The organism is Rhizobium lusitanum (assembly GCF_014189535.1).
Classification (GTDB): Bacteria; Pseudomonadota; Alphaproteobacteria; order Rhizobiales; family Rhizobiaceae; genus Rhizobium; species Rhizobium lusitanum_C.
This window is the reverse complement of record NZ_CP050308.1, coordinates 3,313,354-3,330,866: the sequence shown is the minus strand read 5'-3', so window position 1 is coordinate 3,330,866 and position 17,513 is coordinate 3,313,354. Positions and strand designations below refer to the sequence as shown.

Below are 17,513 nucleotides of genomic sequence, written 5' to 3'. Positions count from 1 at the left end.
CGCTTGCTCTCTTTCGTTTTCCCGCTCTGTCGAACGGATGCCTCTCACTTGAAAGCCGCGCCGAAACGCCGCCTCCGTCTCATTTCTCATCGTCCGGTGCACCGGGCTTCGGTGTCGCCACCTCGCCTGCGGAGCGCAGAATATTCAGTACACCGGCACAGAATCCGAGAAGCAGAAGAATAATCATGCCCCACGGCGCCGTACCGACAAAACGGTCGAACACGTAGCCCAGAACAGCACCCACGATGATCGCAGCAATGAACTCACTGGAAATCTTCATCGCCTGAGCATAGCCTTTGCGGCTCACCTCGGCGCGAACCTCCCCGCGTTCACCCTCTCTCACCGCAGCACGCCTGCTTGCCAGTTCGGCTCCAAGCTGCGCCCGTCGCTCTTCCAGACTTTCGTCGCGGTCGTCCGTCATGGTGATATCCTCCCCCTTTTCGTTGCGCGTAGTCCCATTTCCCCGGTCAACGCGTAAACGAACAAGAGGTTTCGCCACCTTTCGGCCCGTTTTGAAGTCGCGCGCAACATAGTTTTAGGAAAAAGCATAGTCAAGGCGTAGACGTCATCTGTCCAGCCATAAATTAGCCGAATTAAATCATAACCTTAGCGCGAAGGTGCGGTGCAAGGCGAAATCTGAGCCGAAGAATCCTCTTCAGGCCCTCCATTACCGCAGCTTTTTTTGTGGCTGCCCGTCGCCTGCCATGGCAAACAAGCCACTCGGACGAACACGTCAGCTCCAGCCGCCGCCATAGGTACGGTAGAAGATGTGCATGCCGATGCGGCCGACCTTCACCATCTCAGCCGCCCATTTCGGCCTGACATAGACGGCGTGGTAATGCGTGGCGGAGCCGACTTCCGGCAACCAGATTTTGCCGGCGGTGACGGCCATGGCGACCTGACGGGCGATCTTCCAATGCTCCGGCGAATTGACCCGCTCCTTGACGTTGTCGCAGGCAAAGGAAAACTGGCAGGCATTGTGCCAATCCTCATTCTGATAGACGACGCCGCAGATGGTCTTCGGATAGGCCGGATTGCGGACGCGGTTGAGAATGACCTGGGCGACCGCCGCCTGCCCTTCCATCGTTTCCCCGCGCGCCTCGAAATAGATGCCGGTGGCGAGACACTGCTGTTCGTCCGAGGAAAAGACCGAAGGTGGCAGGACAGTCGCGGCCCAGGCATGATCCTGCGGCCCGATCTGCGGCACGAAGCGGCCTTCATTGTCCTGGTCCTTGGCCAAAATCGAATCGAAGGGCGAAACATTGGCGTAGTCCGGCGACGGCGATGCATAGGCGGCGGCGAGAACATCGCCATCCTGGCTGGTCACGAGCTTGGCAAGATAGGACGGCACGCTATCATCCGGCTTCGGCGGCTCCTTCTTATAGAAGGCCATGGCGATCTGGATCTCCTTGCCACCGATCCTAGGCTTCAGGAAAGCGGTCCTGTCCTGCGTGTCCGGCTCCGGACGCAGCAGCATGCTGCTGCGCTGCAGGATGGAACCGGCGGAAAAATCCTTTGGCGGCTGCATTGGCGAGACGGCAACCACCCGGCCCTTTTATCCTGGCGGTTGATGCGCTCTTCATCAGACTTGGGGTCGCTGCCCTTTTCCTGCGACAGGAAGGCAACGCGACTGCCGTCCGGCGTGACGAGACCGCCATCGCCAAAGGCCGCCGCCGCAGATGCATCGCCAAAGGCAAGTTCGGCCTGATGCGTGGATCCGGCCGGCGAAGCCGTGATCACCATGCGCCAGTTACTGCCACCTCTATCGACACCCGACAGCAGACCGGCAAGGTCGGCATAGGCCGCGGTCGACGGAAAGATCAGCCATGCGCAAAGCCCGAAGACGGCAGGAGACGTCCAATTTTTCGGCAACAAGCCAAACTTGCGGAAAGCACCACGCGGACGAAGCAATACCGGACTCCAAACGGCACTCGGGATCAGGAGCCGGAATAATCTCCCATTAACCTTGATGGATGGTTAATTCAGGCTTTTGCATGACCGCGCGCACGTTCTGAAAGTCAGCAAGCAAAAGGCCCGGCGAATATCCACCAGGCCACGGATCGGAGTCCTTGCAGGCCGATGCAAGAGCGCGTCGCCTTAAACAATGGCCGAAACAGCTTCAACGGCAGACGGCGGCTGAATTTGTTCTGCTTCCATATACCGCCTTGTTAGGACGACGGAAACATAGGTCCAGCCCATCACCTGAAAGCTGTCGGAAATGAGCATTATGAGAGCCAGGGGGATATTCGGCTGACCATTGCTCATCAAATCAGGGCCGGTGAAGACAACCGACGCAACCACGGCCACCATCCCCACAAGTACAGGAATACCTACTCCAGCCATGATACGACCACTCGTCGCTAACAACCGTGCTTTGCCTCTCTGAAATGCATCGCCGATGCTTGTGTTGACGCCACGTAGGCCAGCCGGAAGCCAAGTACCGAGGAGCGCCATGACGATACTGAAGATCACAGAAAATATCAGCATTCCCGCAAATATGGACCACAGCGTGATGGAAGAAGAGTCTCTGCCCATCAGGAAAAAATACAGAACCGGAAGCATGACGAGAAGAGCAATCAAGAAAAGAGCGATGATCTTAAAAGAGAAGCTCAGCAGAGGGAGGCCGCCGACCTTGGCGGCGGCTTTGAGATCAAGATTCCACAAAACGGACTTTTGTACATTCATCGAGAGCAAGCACAGCAAAATCGTACTGGCTACATTTGCGCTGGATCCTTTAAAATATTCATCGGCAATTTGAGCACCGAACAATAGCAGCACATAAGTTATATAAAGAACCACGTTACGACGTGCGATAGAAAAGGTCTCTTTGAGCATTCGCAATTGTCCTCTCGAAAATGCAATGCAGCGATTCTCCTTAAAATTGAACTCCATTGCGTACTGGTTTCGCAATGGAAATATTAAGACCCGGCGGAAACCCACCGGGCCTTCCGCAAAATAGGAGCTACGCTTGCGTCAGATAATGACGTGCGAACCCAGTTCCACCACCCGGTTGGCCGGCAGGCGGAAGTAGTCGGATGGGTCCGTCGCGGCGTTGGCGAGCGCGATGTAGAGCCGGTCCTGCCAGTGCGGCATACCGGACTTGGCGTCGGGTACCAGCTTGCGGCGACCGAGATAGAAGGAGGTCGACATGATGTCGAACTTCACCCCGGTTTTGCGCAGGGTCGCCAGCGCCTGCGAGACGTTCTGCGATTCCATGAAGCCGAAGCGTAGCTCGACACGCGAGAAGCGGTCGGACACCTTCTCCACCGAATAGCGGTCTTCCTGGGGCACGCGCGGCTTGTTGGTGGTGCGGATCGTCAGGATGACGTTCTTGTCGTGCAGAACGTGATTGTGCTTCAGATTATGAAGAAGGGCTGCGGGCGCCGATTCCGGATCGCTGGTGAGGAAGATCGCCGTGCCCGGCACATGCGCCGGGGAGTGATCGCTCTTGCGCTCGATCGAGCTGACGAAGGACGATAGCGGGATATCCGTATGCCGCGTCTTCTCCATCAGGATCGCGCTGCCACGACGCCAGGTCCACATGATCACCGTGAAGGCGGTAGCGATCAGCACCGGAACATAGCCGCCGTCGTGGATCTTCAGCAGGTTGGCGCCGAGGAAGACGAATTCGAGCAGCAGCAACGGCGTCAGCACGGCAATCGCCATCGGCAGCGTCCAGTTCCAGCGGACGCGGACGAATTCGAAGGCCATGATCGAGGTGACGACCATGGCGCCGGTCACCGAGATACCGTAGGCGGTCGCCAGCGCATCCGAGGTCTTGAAGCTCAGCACCAGGAAGATGACGCCGAAGAAGAGCACCGCGTTGACCGCCGGCAGGAAGATCTGGCCGGTATTGGTCTCGGAGGTGATGAGGATTTCCATGCGTGGCAGGAAGCCGAGATGGATCGCCTGGCGCGTCAGCGAGAAGGCGCCGGTAATGACCGCCTGGCTGGCGATGATCGTTGCCATGGTAGCGAGAATGACCACCGGCAGAAGCGCCCAATGCGGATACATCAGGAAGAACGGATCGGACATGGCGAGCGGCTCGCGCAACACGAGCGCGCCCTGGCCGAGATAATTCAGCGTCAGCGACGGAAATACCAGCGCAAACCAGGCCCACTGGATCGGGCGCCGGCCAAAATGGCCGAGGTCGGCGTAAAGGGCTTCGGCGCCGGTCACCGTCAGGAAGACCGCACCGAGCACGACGACGCCCAGAAAGCCCTCGTTCATCAGGAAGTTGACTGCATACCAGGGGTTCAAGGCAGCCAGGATGCCGAAATCGTCGGAGATATGCATGATGCCGGCAACGCCCATGACGACGAACCAGATCACCGTGATCGGGCCGAAGAAGCGCGCAACCGCGCCGGTGCCATGTGACTGGATGGCAAACAGCATTGCCAGGATCACCACCGAGATCGGCACGATATAGTCCGACAGCGTTGGCGTGACCAGCTTTAGACCTTCGACGGCGGAGAGAACCGACAGGGCCGGCGTGATCATCGCGTCGCCGAGAAAGAGCGCCGCACCCAGAAGTCCGAGAAGCATGAGAACGGCGGTATGGCCGTTCGCCGTCTTCATCAGCAGCGCAAGAAGCGACAGCGTGCCGCCTTCGCCGTCATTGTCGGCGCGCAGCAGAAAAAGGACATATTTCATGGTGACGATGATCGTCAGCGCCCAGAACATCAGCGAAACGAGGCTGATGACCTCCCCACGCGTCAGACCGTCGGCAGCCACGGGCTTCAGCGCCTCGCGAAAGGCGTAAAGCGGGCTCGTACCAATATCGCCGTATACAACGCCGACGGAGCCGACGGCGAGGTACGACAGTTTGCGTATGCTCATTTTCCCGTCGGGAGAATGATGAGTTTCGTCAGACATTCAGGATCACTAGACTCTCAGAGCCAGCCTTTCCAGCGAAAAAAGAAAAACGGAACGATGGCGGACACCACCATCAACAACAACGACGCCGGGTAACCGTAGACAAAATGCAATTCAGGCATGAGCTCGAAGTTCATACCATAGACCGATGCCACAAGCGTCGGGGGCAAAAAAACCACGGAGGCGATCGAGAAAATCTTGATGATGGAGTTCTGCTCGATATTGATCAGGCCAAGCGATGCATCCAGCAGGAAGGTAATGTTGCCCGCCACGAAAGAGGCGTGCTCGGATAGAGACTGCACATCCCGCGAGACATTGCGGCACAATTCCTTGGCCTCTTGGTCCTGCTGCATGGCAGGGATGGTATTGAGGAAGGTCAAAAGCCGCGACAATGAACTCAGGCTATCTCGTACCTTGCTGATCGTACGATGGTAGCCCGCAATATCCTTTAGCTTCTCTTCCAGATAGTTTGCCGGACGACGGATTTTCTTCACGCGGTCGCCGAATACGTGCGCTGACAATATATCGATGCCGGCGACCGTTTGTTCAAGAACCTCAGCCGTGCGATCGATAATTGTTTCGAGAAGTTTCGCCAGCAGCGAGATACCCGTCAGCCGATCTTGCGGAACTCGCTGCAGGGCGGCGATGAACAGCGCAAAGGATTTCGGCCGGGCATAGCGGATCGTGACCAGGCGGTGTCCCGTCAAAATGAAGGCGACATCTGTCAGCGCCGGCAGATTGGTATCGGCTTTCCACAGCAGTGAGGCAGTCAGGAAGACTGCGTCATTCTCGACATAGAGCCGGGCTGACGGCTCGATATCCTTCATATCCTCGCGAGTCGGAACCTCGAGCCCCAGCAGGCGCTCGATATTCGTTTCCTCTTCGCGAGACGGTTCGACCATGTCGATCCAGACCGCATTGTCCGGCAATTGGGCAAGGGTCGAAAGGTTTGCCAGTTCGAGCGAGGTACAGTCGGAACAATAGGCGGTGATCAACGCATCGCTCCCGGCACGGCGCAGGCAAAGCTATAGCCAGAGCGCTTCATGCGCTCCGACTGCGATCCTACCAATGGCCAAAGAAGAAAACTCATAAAACTCCGGGCGTATCCCGCCGGTGCGGCTGGGAATCCGTATCCATATTGATTGCGCTGCAATACCAATTCTTCGCTCGTCATAAACAACGCCGATCGCTCGGGCGAGACGAAGTCACCATGCCGCGGGCGGCCGTCATCCAATATGCTCGACCGTATTCACGCCGGCGGCGCATATGCAGCAAAGCGCGCAAAGAATCAAGCCACAACCCCTTCAATGCGCGTTTTCACTGCAACTTTCCGATTTGCGAAGTCATAGCACATGGCGCGGGCAAGGCAATCACACCGATGGCCACAGGCCCGAACCTTCACGAATTATTCAAAGACGATGGAGGGGGCTGCGCGCAAAGGCGTGTTGCTGACCTGCGCCCAGACCTTGGCGGCGATCTCGCGATAGATGCCGGCAACAACGCCCTCGGGATCGGAGGCAACCAGCGGCGTTCCGGCATCGGACGTTTCGCGGATACCCATGGTCAGCGGCACCTCGCCGAGGAAGGGCACGCCGATACGCTCGGCCTCCTTGCGCGCGCCGCCATGGCCGAAGATATCGTAGCGGGCGCCCGTGTCCGGCGCGATGAAATAGCTCATGTTTTCAACAATCCCGAGGACGGGAACCTCGACCTTGCGGAACATGTTGAGGCCCTTGCGGGCATCGATCAGCGCCAGATCCTGCGGTGTCGAGACGATGACGGCGCCGGCAAGCGGCACCTGCTGCGCCATGGTCAGCTGCACATCGCCGGTGCCCGGCGGCATGTCGACGACGAGAACATCGAGTTCGCCCCAGGCCACTTCGCGCAGCATCTGCAGCAGCGCCGACTGAACCATCGGCCCACGCCAGATCATCGCCGTTTCCTCCTCGACGAGGAAGCCCATCGACATGACCTTGAGGCCGTAATTCTCCATGGGAACGATGATGCGGCCATCGATCTGCTTTGGCTTGCCAGAGATTTTCAGAAGGCGCGGCATCGACGGACCATAGATATCGGCGTCCAGTATGCCAACGCGCAGGCCATTGGCCAGCAGTCCGAGCGCAAGGTTGACCGCCGTTGTCGACTTGCCGACCCCACCCTTGCCGGAAGCGACGGCGATAATGGCACCAACGCCGGGAACGCCGATCTTTCCGGCGCGGGGCGGCTGTTGTGGAGCATGCGCATGAGGATGGGCATGTGGCTGTGGTTGCGGCGGGGCAGGACGAGCAGCCGGTGCGCCGCCAGCCTTCTTGTCCGCGGTCAGCGCGACCATGGCACCCTTGACGCCGGGCATCCCCTTGATGACGCGCTCGGCAGCAAGACGCATCGGTTCCAGATCCTGGGCGCGTTCGGCCGGAACGGTGATCGAGAAATACACCTTGCCGTCGGAAATGAAGACGTCCGACACCATGCCGAGCTCAACGATATTGTGCTCCAGATCCGGTCCGCGAACGGTCTTAAGCGTATCCAGAACCTGTTCCTTGGTGATGTCAGCCATTTCATCCTCACTGCGTCATTTTCATCCGCAGCCTGCCTCATCGGGCAAGCGCTCTGACTCTCTGGCTTAGATAGTGGAGCGGCGGGGCTTCGCCAAACGAAATTCAGGGGGATTGTCGACAAAAGTGGCTGAGTTCGTTGCGGCCGGCAGGTCCGCCGGGTTTTATAACCCCACCAGCCGCAACGCTCGCTTGGAGACGCAAAGTATTTGCGGGGGCCGGGATAAAGCAAAGTCTGGGAAGGAATAGGGCAAGTCCGCGAAAAATCGCGACGCGACATCAGTTGAACTCGAGGACGTGCTCAATAAGCAACAGCCGCCGTCAAGACCGGTCGCCGGGAGAAGCAACGACACTGGTATCGACGACGGCTGCCTGATCCGCGCACATTGATCGGCGCTGTTATCAAAGTCCCCTCTGGACCTCTTGCATATTGCGATGCAGAAAGCATGCCAGTTTCGATGAATTGGAAAAGTCATTATTTTTCAGATAATTGACATGAAGTCGCCCATTTCGGCTCAGGGTGCACTGCAAACATCGCCAGCAAATTTTATAGGCAACGCACAAAATTCGCGCAGAAAACTGCCCGAATTCCATCCGGCCTCACGCTTGTCTGCATGCTATCTATTTTATCAACCCGACGCGCAACGCCTTTGCGACCGCCTGGGTGCGGTTGACGGTATCCAGCTTCTTGGTGGCACGGTTCAAGTAGTGATTGACCGTATGTTCCGAGAGCGTGAGGATTTCGGCAATTTCGGCGCTGGTCTTGCCGGCTGCCGTCCAATTCAAACAATCGATCTCGCGGTCGGTGAGCGCATCGACGATCCGCACATCCAGGCTGCGGATTTCGGCGAGCCTGTCGAAGACATAGATCGCGACATAGAAGAGATCCTTGATCTCTTCAGCCGTGAAGGGGTCACGATCGCCCGAGAGTATGACCGCGCCGCGAATGCCGGATGCATCATGGGTCGGCAAACAGATGCTCCGCGCCATCCGAAAACGCTCGAACAAAGAAACCCTGACCTGAATCTTGCTGTCATCGTGATTGGTGTTTGCCGCGGAATCGTAGACGAAGGGCAATGTCGAAACGCGCAGGCGCCGCGACACGGTGCTGTTGCGCAAGAGCCCTTCCTGATCATACATCGTCAGCAGTTCGGCCGGCCAATTGTTGATAACCGAATTGCTCTGCAGATCGAAGGACGTGGGCGTCGGCAGGTTCACGACCAGGAAAGCCCGGCAACGATAGGCTTCGGTCAAGCGCTTCATGAAACGAAAAACATCGAACTGGGTTTTCAGACCGGCGATTTCATCAATGTAATCTTCACCGCGAGGGGATCCTCCCGCCTGCACTAAAGCTGCCATCATCAGTCTTCTTTATGTAAAGAGAGGACGGGGGAATAAACTCGAAAGCGCCGCCTCCACGCCTCCGTGTCATCGCACGAACGTCAACATGCCGGCGCCCGATAAAGCATTTCGCTAAACTCTTCCAAGGGCGGCAGTAGGCACTTATCGAGACACGCAGATCATCGGCGTGTCTCGATAAGTAACACAGAATAAACGTGTAAACCGGCCAAGGTCCAGTGCACGTAAACGTTAAATCAATGGATTTCGTATGACAGTCGAGGAAAATCGCCGAAACTATCGCTTCGGACCCAGCCGGCTGTGCATATCCTGCATGATGGAGGCTGCAGCCGCCCTGACCAGGGGCGCCCACTCCTGCAACTTTTCCGATGTGACGCGATAGGCCGGCCCGGTCACCGACACGCCCGCCAGCATATTGCCGTCGTCGGAATGAATGGGCGCAGCGACGCAACAAATACCACTTTCGTGCTCTTCGCGGTCAAAGGCGTAACCGCGCGTCCTGATAGCCGCGATATCGGCAAGAAGATCCGCCACATCGCGATGGGTATGCTCGGTATAGGCATGAAACTTGAGACCGGCGAGACGCGCTTCGAGGCCGATATCGTCCAGCATGGAAAGCGCCGCCTTGCCGACACCGGTGCAATAGGCCGGCGAGGCGTTGCCGATCTGTGAATACATCCGCACGGACTGCCGGCCCTCGACCTTGTCGAGATAGATGACCTCCGCGCCGCGCAGGACGCCGAGGTGTACGGTTTCGCCGGTCTGCGTGTGCAAAAGGCTGAGATGCGGCTCGGCGACAGCGCGGAATTCATTTCGCTCCCAACTGCGTGACGCGAGGCTCAACAGCCTGATGCCGGGCAGATAGCGCCCGTCGCGATCGATCTCCAGCAGCCCCTCCTCAACGAGGTGCGACAATTGCCGATGCAGTGTGCCACGCGGCTGGTTGGAGAATGACAGGATGTCGGTGAAACGCATGGGGTGATCGGCCAGCGCTACGAGATCAAGCAGCGCCATGAGTTTGCCGAGCGTCCCCGTCTCCCGGCCACGGCGCGTACCCCCCATATTCTCGTCCTGTTTCAAATTCACAACCGCCCCATCACATCTCCGTCACGTCCTTGACATAGCCGAAGGGTAATCCGATAATTCCACATAGTCAAATTTGGTTCCGAATAATGGAACATTAATAAATTCAACGATCCAGGGAGGGATAGGAATTTGACCGAGGTACAGGCGCAATTTCCTGATCTTAAGGATCGCACAGTCCTGATCACCGGCGGCGGCTCCGGCATCGGTGCGGCCCTTGTCGAGGGCTTCGCGCAACAGGGTGCCAAGGTTGCCTTCATCGACATCGCCGAGGAGCCGAGCAAGACGCTTGCCGCCCGGCTGTCGGCGCAATCGGCGCATCCTGTCGCCTTCTATCATGCCGACCTGCGCGATATCGGCAATATCAAGAGTACGGTTGCCGCCGTCGAATCCGATCTCGGCGCCATCGGCGTCCTCGTCAACAATGCCGCCTGGGACGACCGCCACGACTTTGATACGACGACCGAGGAATACTGGGACAACAGCCAGGCGATCAACCTCAAGCAGGTGTTCTTCGTCTCGCAGGCAGCAGCGCCCGGCATGCGGGCGGCCGGCGGCGGGTCGATCATCAATTTCTCGTCGATCGTCATCAAAATGAACCAGCCGCAGCTTTCTTCCTATGCGACCGCCAAGGCCGGCGTCATCGGCCTGACCAAGAGCCTCGCCGGCCGTCTCGGACCGGAAAACATCCGCGTCAATGCCGTTCTCCCGGGCATGGTCGTCACCGAACGGCAGATGGAACTCTGGCTCACCGAGGAAGGCATCGCCAAGACGATCGAGCGCCAATGCCTCAAGCATGTTCTGAAGGCCGCCGATCTGGTCGGCCCCACTCTCTTTCTCGCATCCAACTGCTCGGGTAGCATCACCGCGCAGTCCATCATTGTCGACGGAGGCATTTTCTAATGACAAGACCCGCATATGTAGCGGTAGACTGGGGCACCAGCAGTTTCCGGCTGTGGGTAATCGGCGAGGACGACAGCATTCTCGGCGAGCGCCGTAGCGGCGAAGGCATGACATCGGCGGCGCAGACCGGCTTTGCCCAAGTGCTGCAATCGCATCTGACCGCCCTTTCCGCGCCCAACGACCTTCCCGTCATCGTCTGCGGCATGGCCGGCGCGCGTCAGGGCTGGGTGGAAGCCGGCTATATCGACACACCGACATCGCTTGCCGCTATCCTGACCGGCGCCGTCTCCGTCCCCGGTCAGGCGCGCGATGTCCGCATTCTGCCGGGCCTTGCGCAGCGCGCCAAGGATGTGCCGGACGTCATGCGCGGCGAGGAGACGCAATTGCTCGGCGCAATCCCGGCCGACGCGAAAGGCGAGCAGATCGTCTGCATGCCGGGCACGCATTCGAAATGGGTGCGTGTGATCGACGGCCAGGTCACTGGCTTTTCCACCTTCATGACCGGCGAGCTTTTCGACGTCATCACCAAGCACAGCATCCTCTCCCACGCTGTTGCTGGCGCCGCCGACCTGCCGGCCGACAATGCCACCTTTGAAACCGCGATCAAGGCCGCCTTCGAGAAGCCGGCGCTGGCCACCAACCTGCTCTTTACCGCCCGCGCCGGCCAGCTTCTGCATGGACTGACAGCGGCCGGTGCACAGGCGCTGATTTCCGGTACACTGATCGGCGCCGAAATTGCCGGTGCGCTGTCATCGGCCGGCCAAGGAGCGACGATTACCTTGGTCGCCTCCGGACGCCTGCAGGCGCTCTATGAAGATGCCTTCCGCACCCTATCCCTCACCTATACGACTGTTGATGCCGATGCCGCCGTCCGCAGCGGGCTTTCCGCCGCCGCCAAGGCAATCTGGCCGAATAACGAAAGAGCAAGCTGATGACGACCCGCGTCCCCTTCCCTTCCATGAAGCGCCCGCTCATTGCCATTCTTCGCGGCATCAAGCCGGAGGAAACAGCCGATATCGTCGGCGCGCTGATCGAGGCCGGCCTGACAGCAATCGAGATTCCGCTGAACTCGCCGGAGCCTTTCCGTTCGATCGAGATCGCCGCCAAGCTGGCGCCCGCCGATTGCCTGATCGGCGCCGGCACGGTACTGACCGTCGAAGATGTCGATCGGCTGGATGCCGCGGGCGGCAAACTGCTGGTGACGCCAAACGTCGAACCGGCGGTCATTAGCCGTGGTCGCGACAAGGGCATGGTGACGATGCCCGGCGTCTTCACCGCGACGGAAGCGCTGACCGCCGCCCGTGCTGGCGCGACCGGCCTTAAATTTTTCCCGGCCGGCGTGTTGGGCGCCTCCGGCATCACTGCCATCCGCGCCGTGCTACCGCCGGAGCTCGTCATCGCCGCTGTTGGCGGCGTTTCGGACAAGAATTTCGCCGATTACACCAAGGCCGGCATCCTCGCATTCGGTCTCGGCACCAGCCTCTACAAGCCGGGAATGACGACGGCAGAGGTTGCCGAACGCGCCAAGGTGACCATTTACGCCTATGACGCCGCCATAGGAGCTTGAGCATATGACCGCGATTCACGACTTCCAGGGCACCATTCTTTCCGACACCGCTTCGGTGCTGGGCGAAGGGCCGACCTATGATCCAGATACCGATACGGTCTGGTGGTTCAACATTCTCGGCAAGGAATTGCACGAGCTGCATCTTGCAAGCGGCAGGAAGCAGGTCCACGACCTGCCGATGATGGCAAGCGTGCTTGCCCGTATCGACGCCGGACGGCAGTTGCTCGCCACCGAAGAGGGCCTGTTTCTCCGCGATACCACGACCGGCGAACTGACTTTTTATGCCGCCATCGAGGCGGACAAGCCGGAGAACCGTTCCAATGACGGGCGCACGCATATCTCCGGTTCGCTGTGGATCGGCACCATGGGCAAGCGCGCCGAAATGCAGGCGGGCGCCATCTATCACGTCGCCGGCGGCAAGGTGACGAAGATCTTCGATCAGATCAGCATTCCGAACTCGATCTGCTTTTCTCCCGACGGCACCATGGGCTACTTCACCGATACGCGCGTCAGCCAGCTGATGCGGGTGATGGTCGACCCTCTGACTGGGCTTCCCACGGGCGAGCCCATCGTTCTGGTCGACAGCATGGAGGATCCGGGCGGCATCGATGGTTCGGTCTGCGATGCCGACGGCTATATCTGGAACGCCCGCTGGGGTTCCGGCTTCGTCGATCGTTATAGCCCGGACGGCCTGCGCATCGAGCGCTATCGCGTGCCGGCCGCACAGCCCTCCTGCCCGGCCTTTGTCGGCAAGGATGCCGATCGCCTGGCGGTGACGACAGCCTGGGAGGGCCTCGACGAGGACGCTCGCTCGACACAGCCGCAGGCAGGAGCACTTCTCGAACTCGGCCCGACGGTCAAGGGCGTTTTCGATCCAGCCTACAAGATCTGATTGCGTTTGCCGTCTCTCCAGCGGAGGCGATCACCGCGAGGACGGCAAGCAGGAAAGCACAGGCCAGGGCGCTCGGATCGAGCCGCCCTGCGCCAGGAGCCGCGGCGCTCCCGCCGCAACCGGCCACTCTGATCGACTGCTTTTGGTTGCATCTATCTTTTCATAAATAATTGATTTCCCATTATATTTTTTCCACGTCTGGGCGACGCGGCGCCGTTTTCTGCAACTTTTTCCGGAACCAAACCTATCCTCGACCAGTTCCCCTAATGAACCGGCACGATGATGGTCAGCCAAGAACGTGGCGCCGCCCGAGCCGGGGAATGTACCCACCACCATGAAAGGTAGGTTCACAATGACCGGTAAACTGTTCACTTCTGTCGCTGCAGCCGCAATCTTTGCCACAGCATCGGTTCTTTCTCCGATGGCTTTTGCCCAGGCTCAGCAGCCATCAACCAACAATAGCAACGCGCCGGTGACACAGACCACTCCGGCAACGCCTGACACCACCAAGCCGGCAATTAAGACGCCGCAGAACGATGCCCAGGCACCAGCTTCGGCGCCAACGACAACCATGGCGCAGACCGGTGGATATCTGACCGAGCAGTCGGCAGATCAGATAAGCGCCAAGACCTATATGGGCCAGTCGGTCTATAATGGTCAGAATGAAAGCATCGGCAGCATCAACGATCTGGTCCTACTGAAGCAGGGCGGCGTGGTCGCCGCAGTCGTCGGCGTCGGCGGTTTCCTTGGCATGGGCCAGAAGAACGTCGCCGTTTCCTTCGACAAGATCACGGCGACGCAGAATGCCGAGGACGGCACCGTCAAGCTGACGACCACCGAAACAGCCGAGACGCTGAAGGCGGCGCCCGAGTTCAAGACGCTCGCCGTGCAGGCCTCTGATAAGGCCGCACAGACCACTCCGACGGCACCCGGAACTGACAGCACGACGACCTCGTCGACGACCGATAAGTAACGAAGGTTCTCGCACAACAATAAAAAACGGCGGCCCTCATAGGCCGCCGTTTAGCGTTGCACGACAGGTCAGGCCTTTAATGTCCCAACCTCTTATTGCGTGCCGCCAAGGTCTTCAGTCGCAGCCCGTTGAGCTTGATGAAACCCTCGGCATCGTGATGATCGTAGCTGCCCGAGCCTTCCTCGAACGTCACCAGGTCCATCGAATAGAGCGAATTGGGTGAACTGCGCGCGACGACGCTGGCCGATCCCTTGTGGAGCTTTACCGTCACCTCACCATCAACATAGGTCTGGCTCCGGTCGATCAGCGCCTGCAGCATCTCCCGCTCCGGCGCATACCAGAAGCCGTTATAGATCAGCTCGGCATAGCGCGGCATGATCTCGTCCTTCAGGTGAGCCGCACCACTGTCGAGCGTGATCGACTCGATCCCGCGATGCGCCGCGAGCAGGATCGTCCCGCCCGGCGTCTCATAAACCCCGCGCGATTTCATGCCGACGAACCGGTTCTCGACCAGATCGACCCGCCCTACGCCATGTTTGCCACCCAGCTCGTTGAGCTTGGTCAGCAGCGTCGCCGGTGACAATCTGTCGCCGTTGAGAGAGACCGCGTCACCCTTCTCAAAGCCGATAGTGATGATCTCGGGTACGTTTGGCGCGTCCACGGGATCGACCGTACGCTGATAGACATAGTCCGGCGCGATATCGGCCGGGTCTTCCAGGACCTTGCCCTCGGACGAGGTGTGCAACAAATTCGCGTCAATCGAGAACGGTGCCTCGCCGCGCTTGTCCTTGGGGACCGGGATTTGGTTCCGTTCGGCATACTCAATGAGCTGGGTGCGGGACTGAATGTCCCACTCGCGCCACGGTGCGATGACCTTGATGGATGGGTCAAGCGCGTTGACTGTCAATTCGAACCGGACCTGATCGTTGCCCTTGCCGGTGGCGCCATGAGAAATGGCATCGGCACCCACTTCCTGGGCGATCCTGACAAGATGCTTTGCGATGAGCGGGCGGGCGATGGAGGAGCCGAGCAGATACTGGCCTTCATACACCGTATTGGCGCGGAACATCGGGAACACGAAGTCACGCACAAATTCTTCACGTACATCCACGATGCGGATGTCCTTGATCCCGAGCATCTCAGCCTTGGCGCGCGCCGGCTCAAGTTCCTCACCCTGCCCCAGATCGGCGGTGAAGGTCACCACCTCGCATTTGTAAATCTCCTGAAGCCATTTGAGGATGATCGAGGTGTCCAGACCGCCCGAATAGGAGAGCACGATCTTCTTGATATCTTTGACCATGAGTGATTTTTGTTCCTAGCGTTATCTCCTTGGAACGATAGGTCAAAGCTAACGCAATTGGCTTGCGAAGACAGTCGCAAAATTGCATAATATTGGCACATTATAGCGCATTAATCAGACATGGGAGCAGATGATGCCAGTGGCGCTAGACGCTATCGATCGGCGCATACTTCGCGCGCTCCAGCGCAATGGGCGGATTCCGAATGTCGAGCTGGCCAAAGAGGTGGGGCTTTCGCCCTCGCCCTGTCTGCGCAGGGTACGCCTGCTGGAAGAATCGGGCGTCATCGATCGCTATGTTGCCGTGCTCAACGCTGCAAAAGTCGGCGTGGGACTTACCGTGTTCGCGCGCGTTTGGTTCAAAACGCAGGACGCCGAGATTACCCATCAGTTCGCAGAGACAGTCAGGAAATTCCCCGAGGTCGTCGAATGCTACCTAACGACCGGTGAGTGCGACGCCATCATGCGGATCGTTACCGCCGATCTCCACAGCTATTGGCGTTTCCAGGCCGACCATCTGACACGCATACCCAGCGTCCAGAGCGTCAAGACCGACGTTCCGATGGAAACAATCAAGCAGAGCCATGAATTGCCATTGCCGTAGGCTTGATGACGCGCCGAGGCGCATGCCACCCGGGTCGTGATCAATTTCCGTGGAGATAGCGCAGAGTGGCGGTGCTATCGACGGGCTTGCCGTAATAGTAGCCTTGCCCCATGGCGCAGCCGAGCGATTTGAGTTTTGCCGCCTCGGCGTGGTCCTCGATGCCTTCGGCCACCACTTCGAGGTCGAGCCCCTCGCACATGGCGAGGACCGCCTTAACGATGTGTTCGGAGGCGCGATCCGAATTGATGCGCGAAACGAAGGCACGGTCGATCTTGACCTTGTCGAAAATGAACTCGCGCAGGCGGCCTAGGCTGGATTGGCCGGTGCCGAAATCATCCAGCGAGATGCGCACACCAGCACCCCGAAGGTCCGCGATGATGCGATTTGCCGTTTCGGCTGAGCTCATGACGGCGGTTTCGGTGATCTCCAGCTCAAGGCGATGCGGATCGAGCCCAACGCGGCCGAGAATGGCGAGGATGCTGCTGCTCGTGCCGGGGTCCATCAATTGTGCCGAGGACAGGTTGAAGGAGAGGAACAGCTCGCGCGGCCAGGAAAGTGCCGCCTCGGCAGCCTTGCGCAGCAAGGTCTCGGAGAGGGCATCGATAAAGCCGCGCTCCTCGGCCAGCGGCACGAAGACGGCCGGCGACACGAAGCCGAGATCGGCGTCGTTCCAGCGCGCCAGGGCCTCGAAACCGAGAACCGCACCGCTGGCGAGCGAGACGATCGGCTGGAAATGCACGTCGATGGCATCGGAAATAATGGCATTGCGCAGCGCCTGTTCGAGCTGCGTCGCGCGCTTCATCTCCTGGGCGATTTCCTTGGAATAAACGGTGATCTGGCCACGGCCGCGACGCTTGGAGCGATAGAGCGCGGTCTCGGTGTTTTTCAGCAGATCGTCGAATTCCTCGCCGGCGAAGGGATAGATGGCAAAGCCGAAAGAGGCGGACAGGCGAACGTTGCGATCGCCGAGATCATAGGGCGCCGACAGCACTTCCCGGATCATCTGCCCGAACTTCTCCGCACCGACACGCTCGAAGACCAGCGGCAGCACGAAGGCGAATTCGTCGCCTTCGTGGCGCGTCACGGTGGCGCCATCGGGAATGCAGGCCTTGAGGCGGTGGGCGACCTGACACAGGATCTCATCACCGGCGTCGACGCCGAAGAGATCATTGATGGGCTTGAAGGAATCGAGGTTGACGATGCCGATGGTGAAGGGCGCGGGATCGCTGGCGCGCTCGACCGAAAGCAGCCGCGCACGATCGCGCATGCGGTGACGGTTACCCAGACCCGTCAGGGGATCGGTATATGCCATCGCCTGCAGCTCGTTCTGACTGACTGGCGCGAGCGGTATTTCAGCCGATTTCATGTTCAGTCCCGACATTTTCTCCACCCGCGAAAGAGCATG

At 59.2% G+C, this 17,513-nt stretch carries 15 protein-coding genes and 1 pseudogene; 6 read left to right on the top strand and 10 right to left on the bottom strand.

Going from position 1 to position 17,513, the window contains the following annotated elements; genetic code table 11:
* Nucleotides 1-79: 79 nt before the first annotated feature.
* The 8 genes and pseudogenes from HB780_RS29770 to HB780_RS29735 form a co-directional block, all read right to left on the bottom strand.
* Nucleotides 80-421: an AtpZ/AtpI family protein gene (locus tag HB780_RS29770; protein ID WP_183691652.1), complete on the bottom strand. Its 342-nt coding sequence runs from the start codon at nucleotides 419-421 to the stop codon at nucleotides 80-82.
* Between the two features lie 312 nt (nucleotides 422-733).
* Nucleotides 734-1,911, bottom strand: a pseudogene (locus HB780_RS29765) (cell wall hydrolase).
* A gap of 186 nt (nucleotides 1,912-2,097) precedes the next feature.
* Nucleotides 2,098-2,835 (bottom strand): hypothetical protein, encoded by a 738-nt coding sequence (locus HB780_RS29760; RefSeq protein ID WP_183691650.1) that lies wholly within the window; start codon nucleotides 2,833-2,835, stop codon nucleotides 2,098-2,100.
* 138 nt (nucleotides 2,836-2,973) lie between these two features.
* Nucleotides 2,974-4,839 (bottom strand): potassium transporter Kup, encoded by a 1,866-nt coding sequence (locus tag HB780_RS29755; protein ID WP_435693901.1) that lies wholly within the window; start codon nucleotides 4,837-4,839, stop codon nucleotides 2,974-2,976.
* 53 nt (nucleotides 4,840-4,892) lie between these two features.
* Complete coding sequence (locus HB780_RS29750; protein WP_183691646.1) at nucleotides 4,893-5,870, bottom strand: magnesium transporter CorA family protein; 978 nt, start codon at nucleotides 5,868-5,870, stop codon at nucleotides 4,893-4,895.
* Nucleotides 5,871-6,280: 410 nt separating this feature from the next.
* Nucleotides 6,281-7,432, bottom strand: coding sequence for an Mrp/NBP35 family ATP-binding protein (locus HB780_RS29745; RefSeq protein ID WP_183691644.1), 1,152 nt, complete (start codon nucleotides 7,430-7,432; stop codon nucleotides 6,281-6,283).
* Between the two features lie 619 nt (nucleotides 7,433-8,051).
* On the bottom strand, nucleotides 8,052-8,792 hold the full coding sequence (locus HB780_RS29740; protein WP_435693900.1) for a helix-turn-helix transcriptional regulator: 741 nt from the start codon (nucleotides 8,790-8,792) through the stop codon (nucleotides 8,052-8,054).
* 273 nt (nucleotides 8,793-9,065) lie between these two features.
* On the bottom strand, nucleotides 9,066-9,851 hold the full coding sequence (locus HB780_RS29735) for an IclR family transcriptional regulator (protein ID WP_183691642.1): 786 nt from the start codon (nucleotides 9,849-9,851) through the stop codon (nucleotides 9,066-9,068).
* Nucleotides 9,852-10,004: 153 nt separating this feature from the next.
* On the opposite strand from HB780_RS29735, the gene HB780_RS29730 reads away from it, so the two are divergent.
* The 5 genes from HB780_RS29730 (at nucleotide 10,005) to HB780_RS29710 (ending at nucleotide 14,207) form a co-directional block, all read left to right on the top strand.
* Nucleotides 10,005-10,775, top strand: a complete 771-nt coding sequence (locus HB780_RS29730; protein WP_183691640.1) for an SDR family NAD(P)-dependent oxidoreductase — start codon at nucleotides 10,005-10,007, stop codon at nucleotides 10,773-10,775.
* Nucleotides 10,775-11,707: a 2-dehydro-3-deoxygalactonokinase gene (locus HB780_RS29725; RefSeq protein ID WP_183691638.1), complete on the top strand. Its 933-nt coding sequence runs from the start codon at nucleotides 10,775-10,777 to the stop codon at nucleotides 11,705-11,707. Before HB780_RS29730 ends, HB780_RS29725 begins: the two co-directional genes overlap by 1 nt.
* The gene (locus HB780_RS29720) at nucleotides 11,707-12,342 is read left to right on the top strand and encodes a 2-dehydro-3-deoxy-6-phosphogalactonate aldolase (protein WP_183691637.1); all 636 of its coding nucleotides are present in this window, start codon (nucleotides 11,707-11,709) and stop codon (nucleotides 12,340-12,342) included. Before HB780_RS29725 ends, HB780_RS29720 begins: the two co-directional genes overlap by 1 nt.
* A 4-nt stretch (nucleotides 12,343-12,346) precedes the next feature.
* A complete protein-coding gene (locus HB780_RS29715; RefSeq protein WP_183691635.1) occupies nucleotides 12,347-13,234 on the top strand; it encodes an SMP-30/gluconolactonase/LRE family protein in 888 nt (295 codons plus the stop codon).
* A gap of 352 nt (nucleotides 13,235-13,586) precedes the next feature.
* Nucleotides 13,587-14,207, top strand: coding sequence for a PRC-barrel domain-containing protein (locus tag HB780_RS29710; protein ID WP_183691633.1), 621 nt, complete (start codon nucleotides 13,587-13,589; stop codon nucleotides 14,205-14,207).
* A 76-nt stretch (nucleotides 14,208-14,283) separates the two neighbouring features.
* On the opposite strand, the gene HB780_RS29705 is transcribed toward HB780_RS29710, so the two are convergent.
* Nucleotides 14,284-15,507: an argininosuccinate synthase gene (locus HB780_RS29705; protein WP_183691631.1), complete on the bottom strand. Its 1,224-nt coding sequence runs from the start codon at nucleotides 15,505-15,507 to the stop codon at nucleotides 14,284-14,286.
* Nucleotides 15,508-15,640: 133 nt separating this feature from the next.
* Here HB780_RS29705 and HB780_RS29700 point away from each other — a divergent pair, with 133 nt between their 5' ends.
* Nucleotides 15,641-16,108, top strand: coding sequence for an Lrp/AsnC family transcriptional regulator (locus tag HB780_RS29700; RefSeq protein ID WP_183691629.1), 468 nt, complete (start codon nucleotides 15,641-15,643; stop codon nucleotides 16,106-16,108).
* 40 nt (nucleotides 16,109-16,148) lie between these two features.
* Here the strand turns inward: HB780_RS29700 and HB780_RS29695 are convergent, their stop codons facing one another.
* A complete protein-coding gene (locus tag HB780_RS29695; protein ID WP_183697601.1) occupies nucleotides 16,149-17,474 on the bottom strand; it encodes a putative bifunctional diguanylate cyclase/phosphodiesterase in 1,326 nt (441 codons plus the stop codon).
* Between the last annotated feature and the right edge of the window lie 39 nt (nucleotides 17,475-17,513).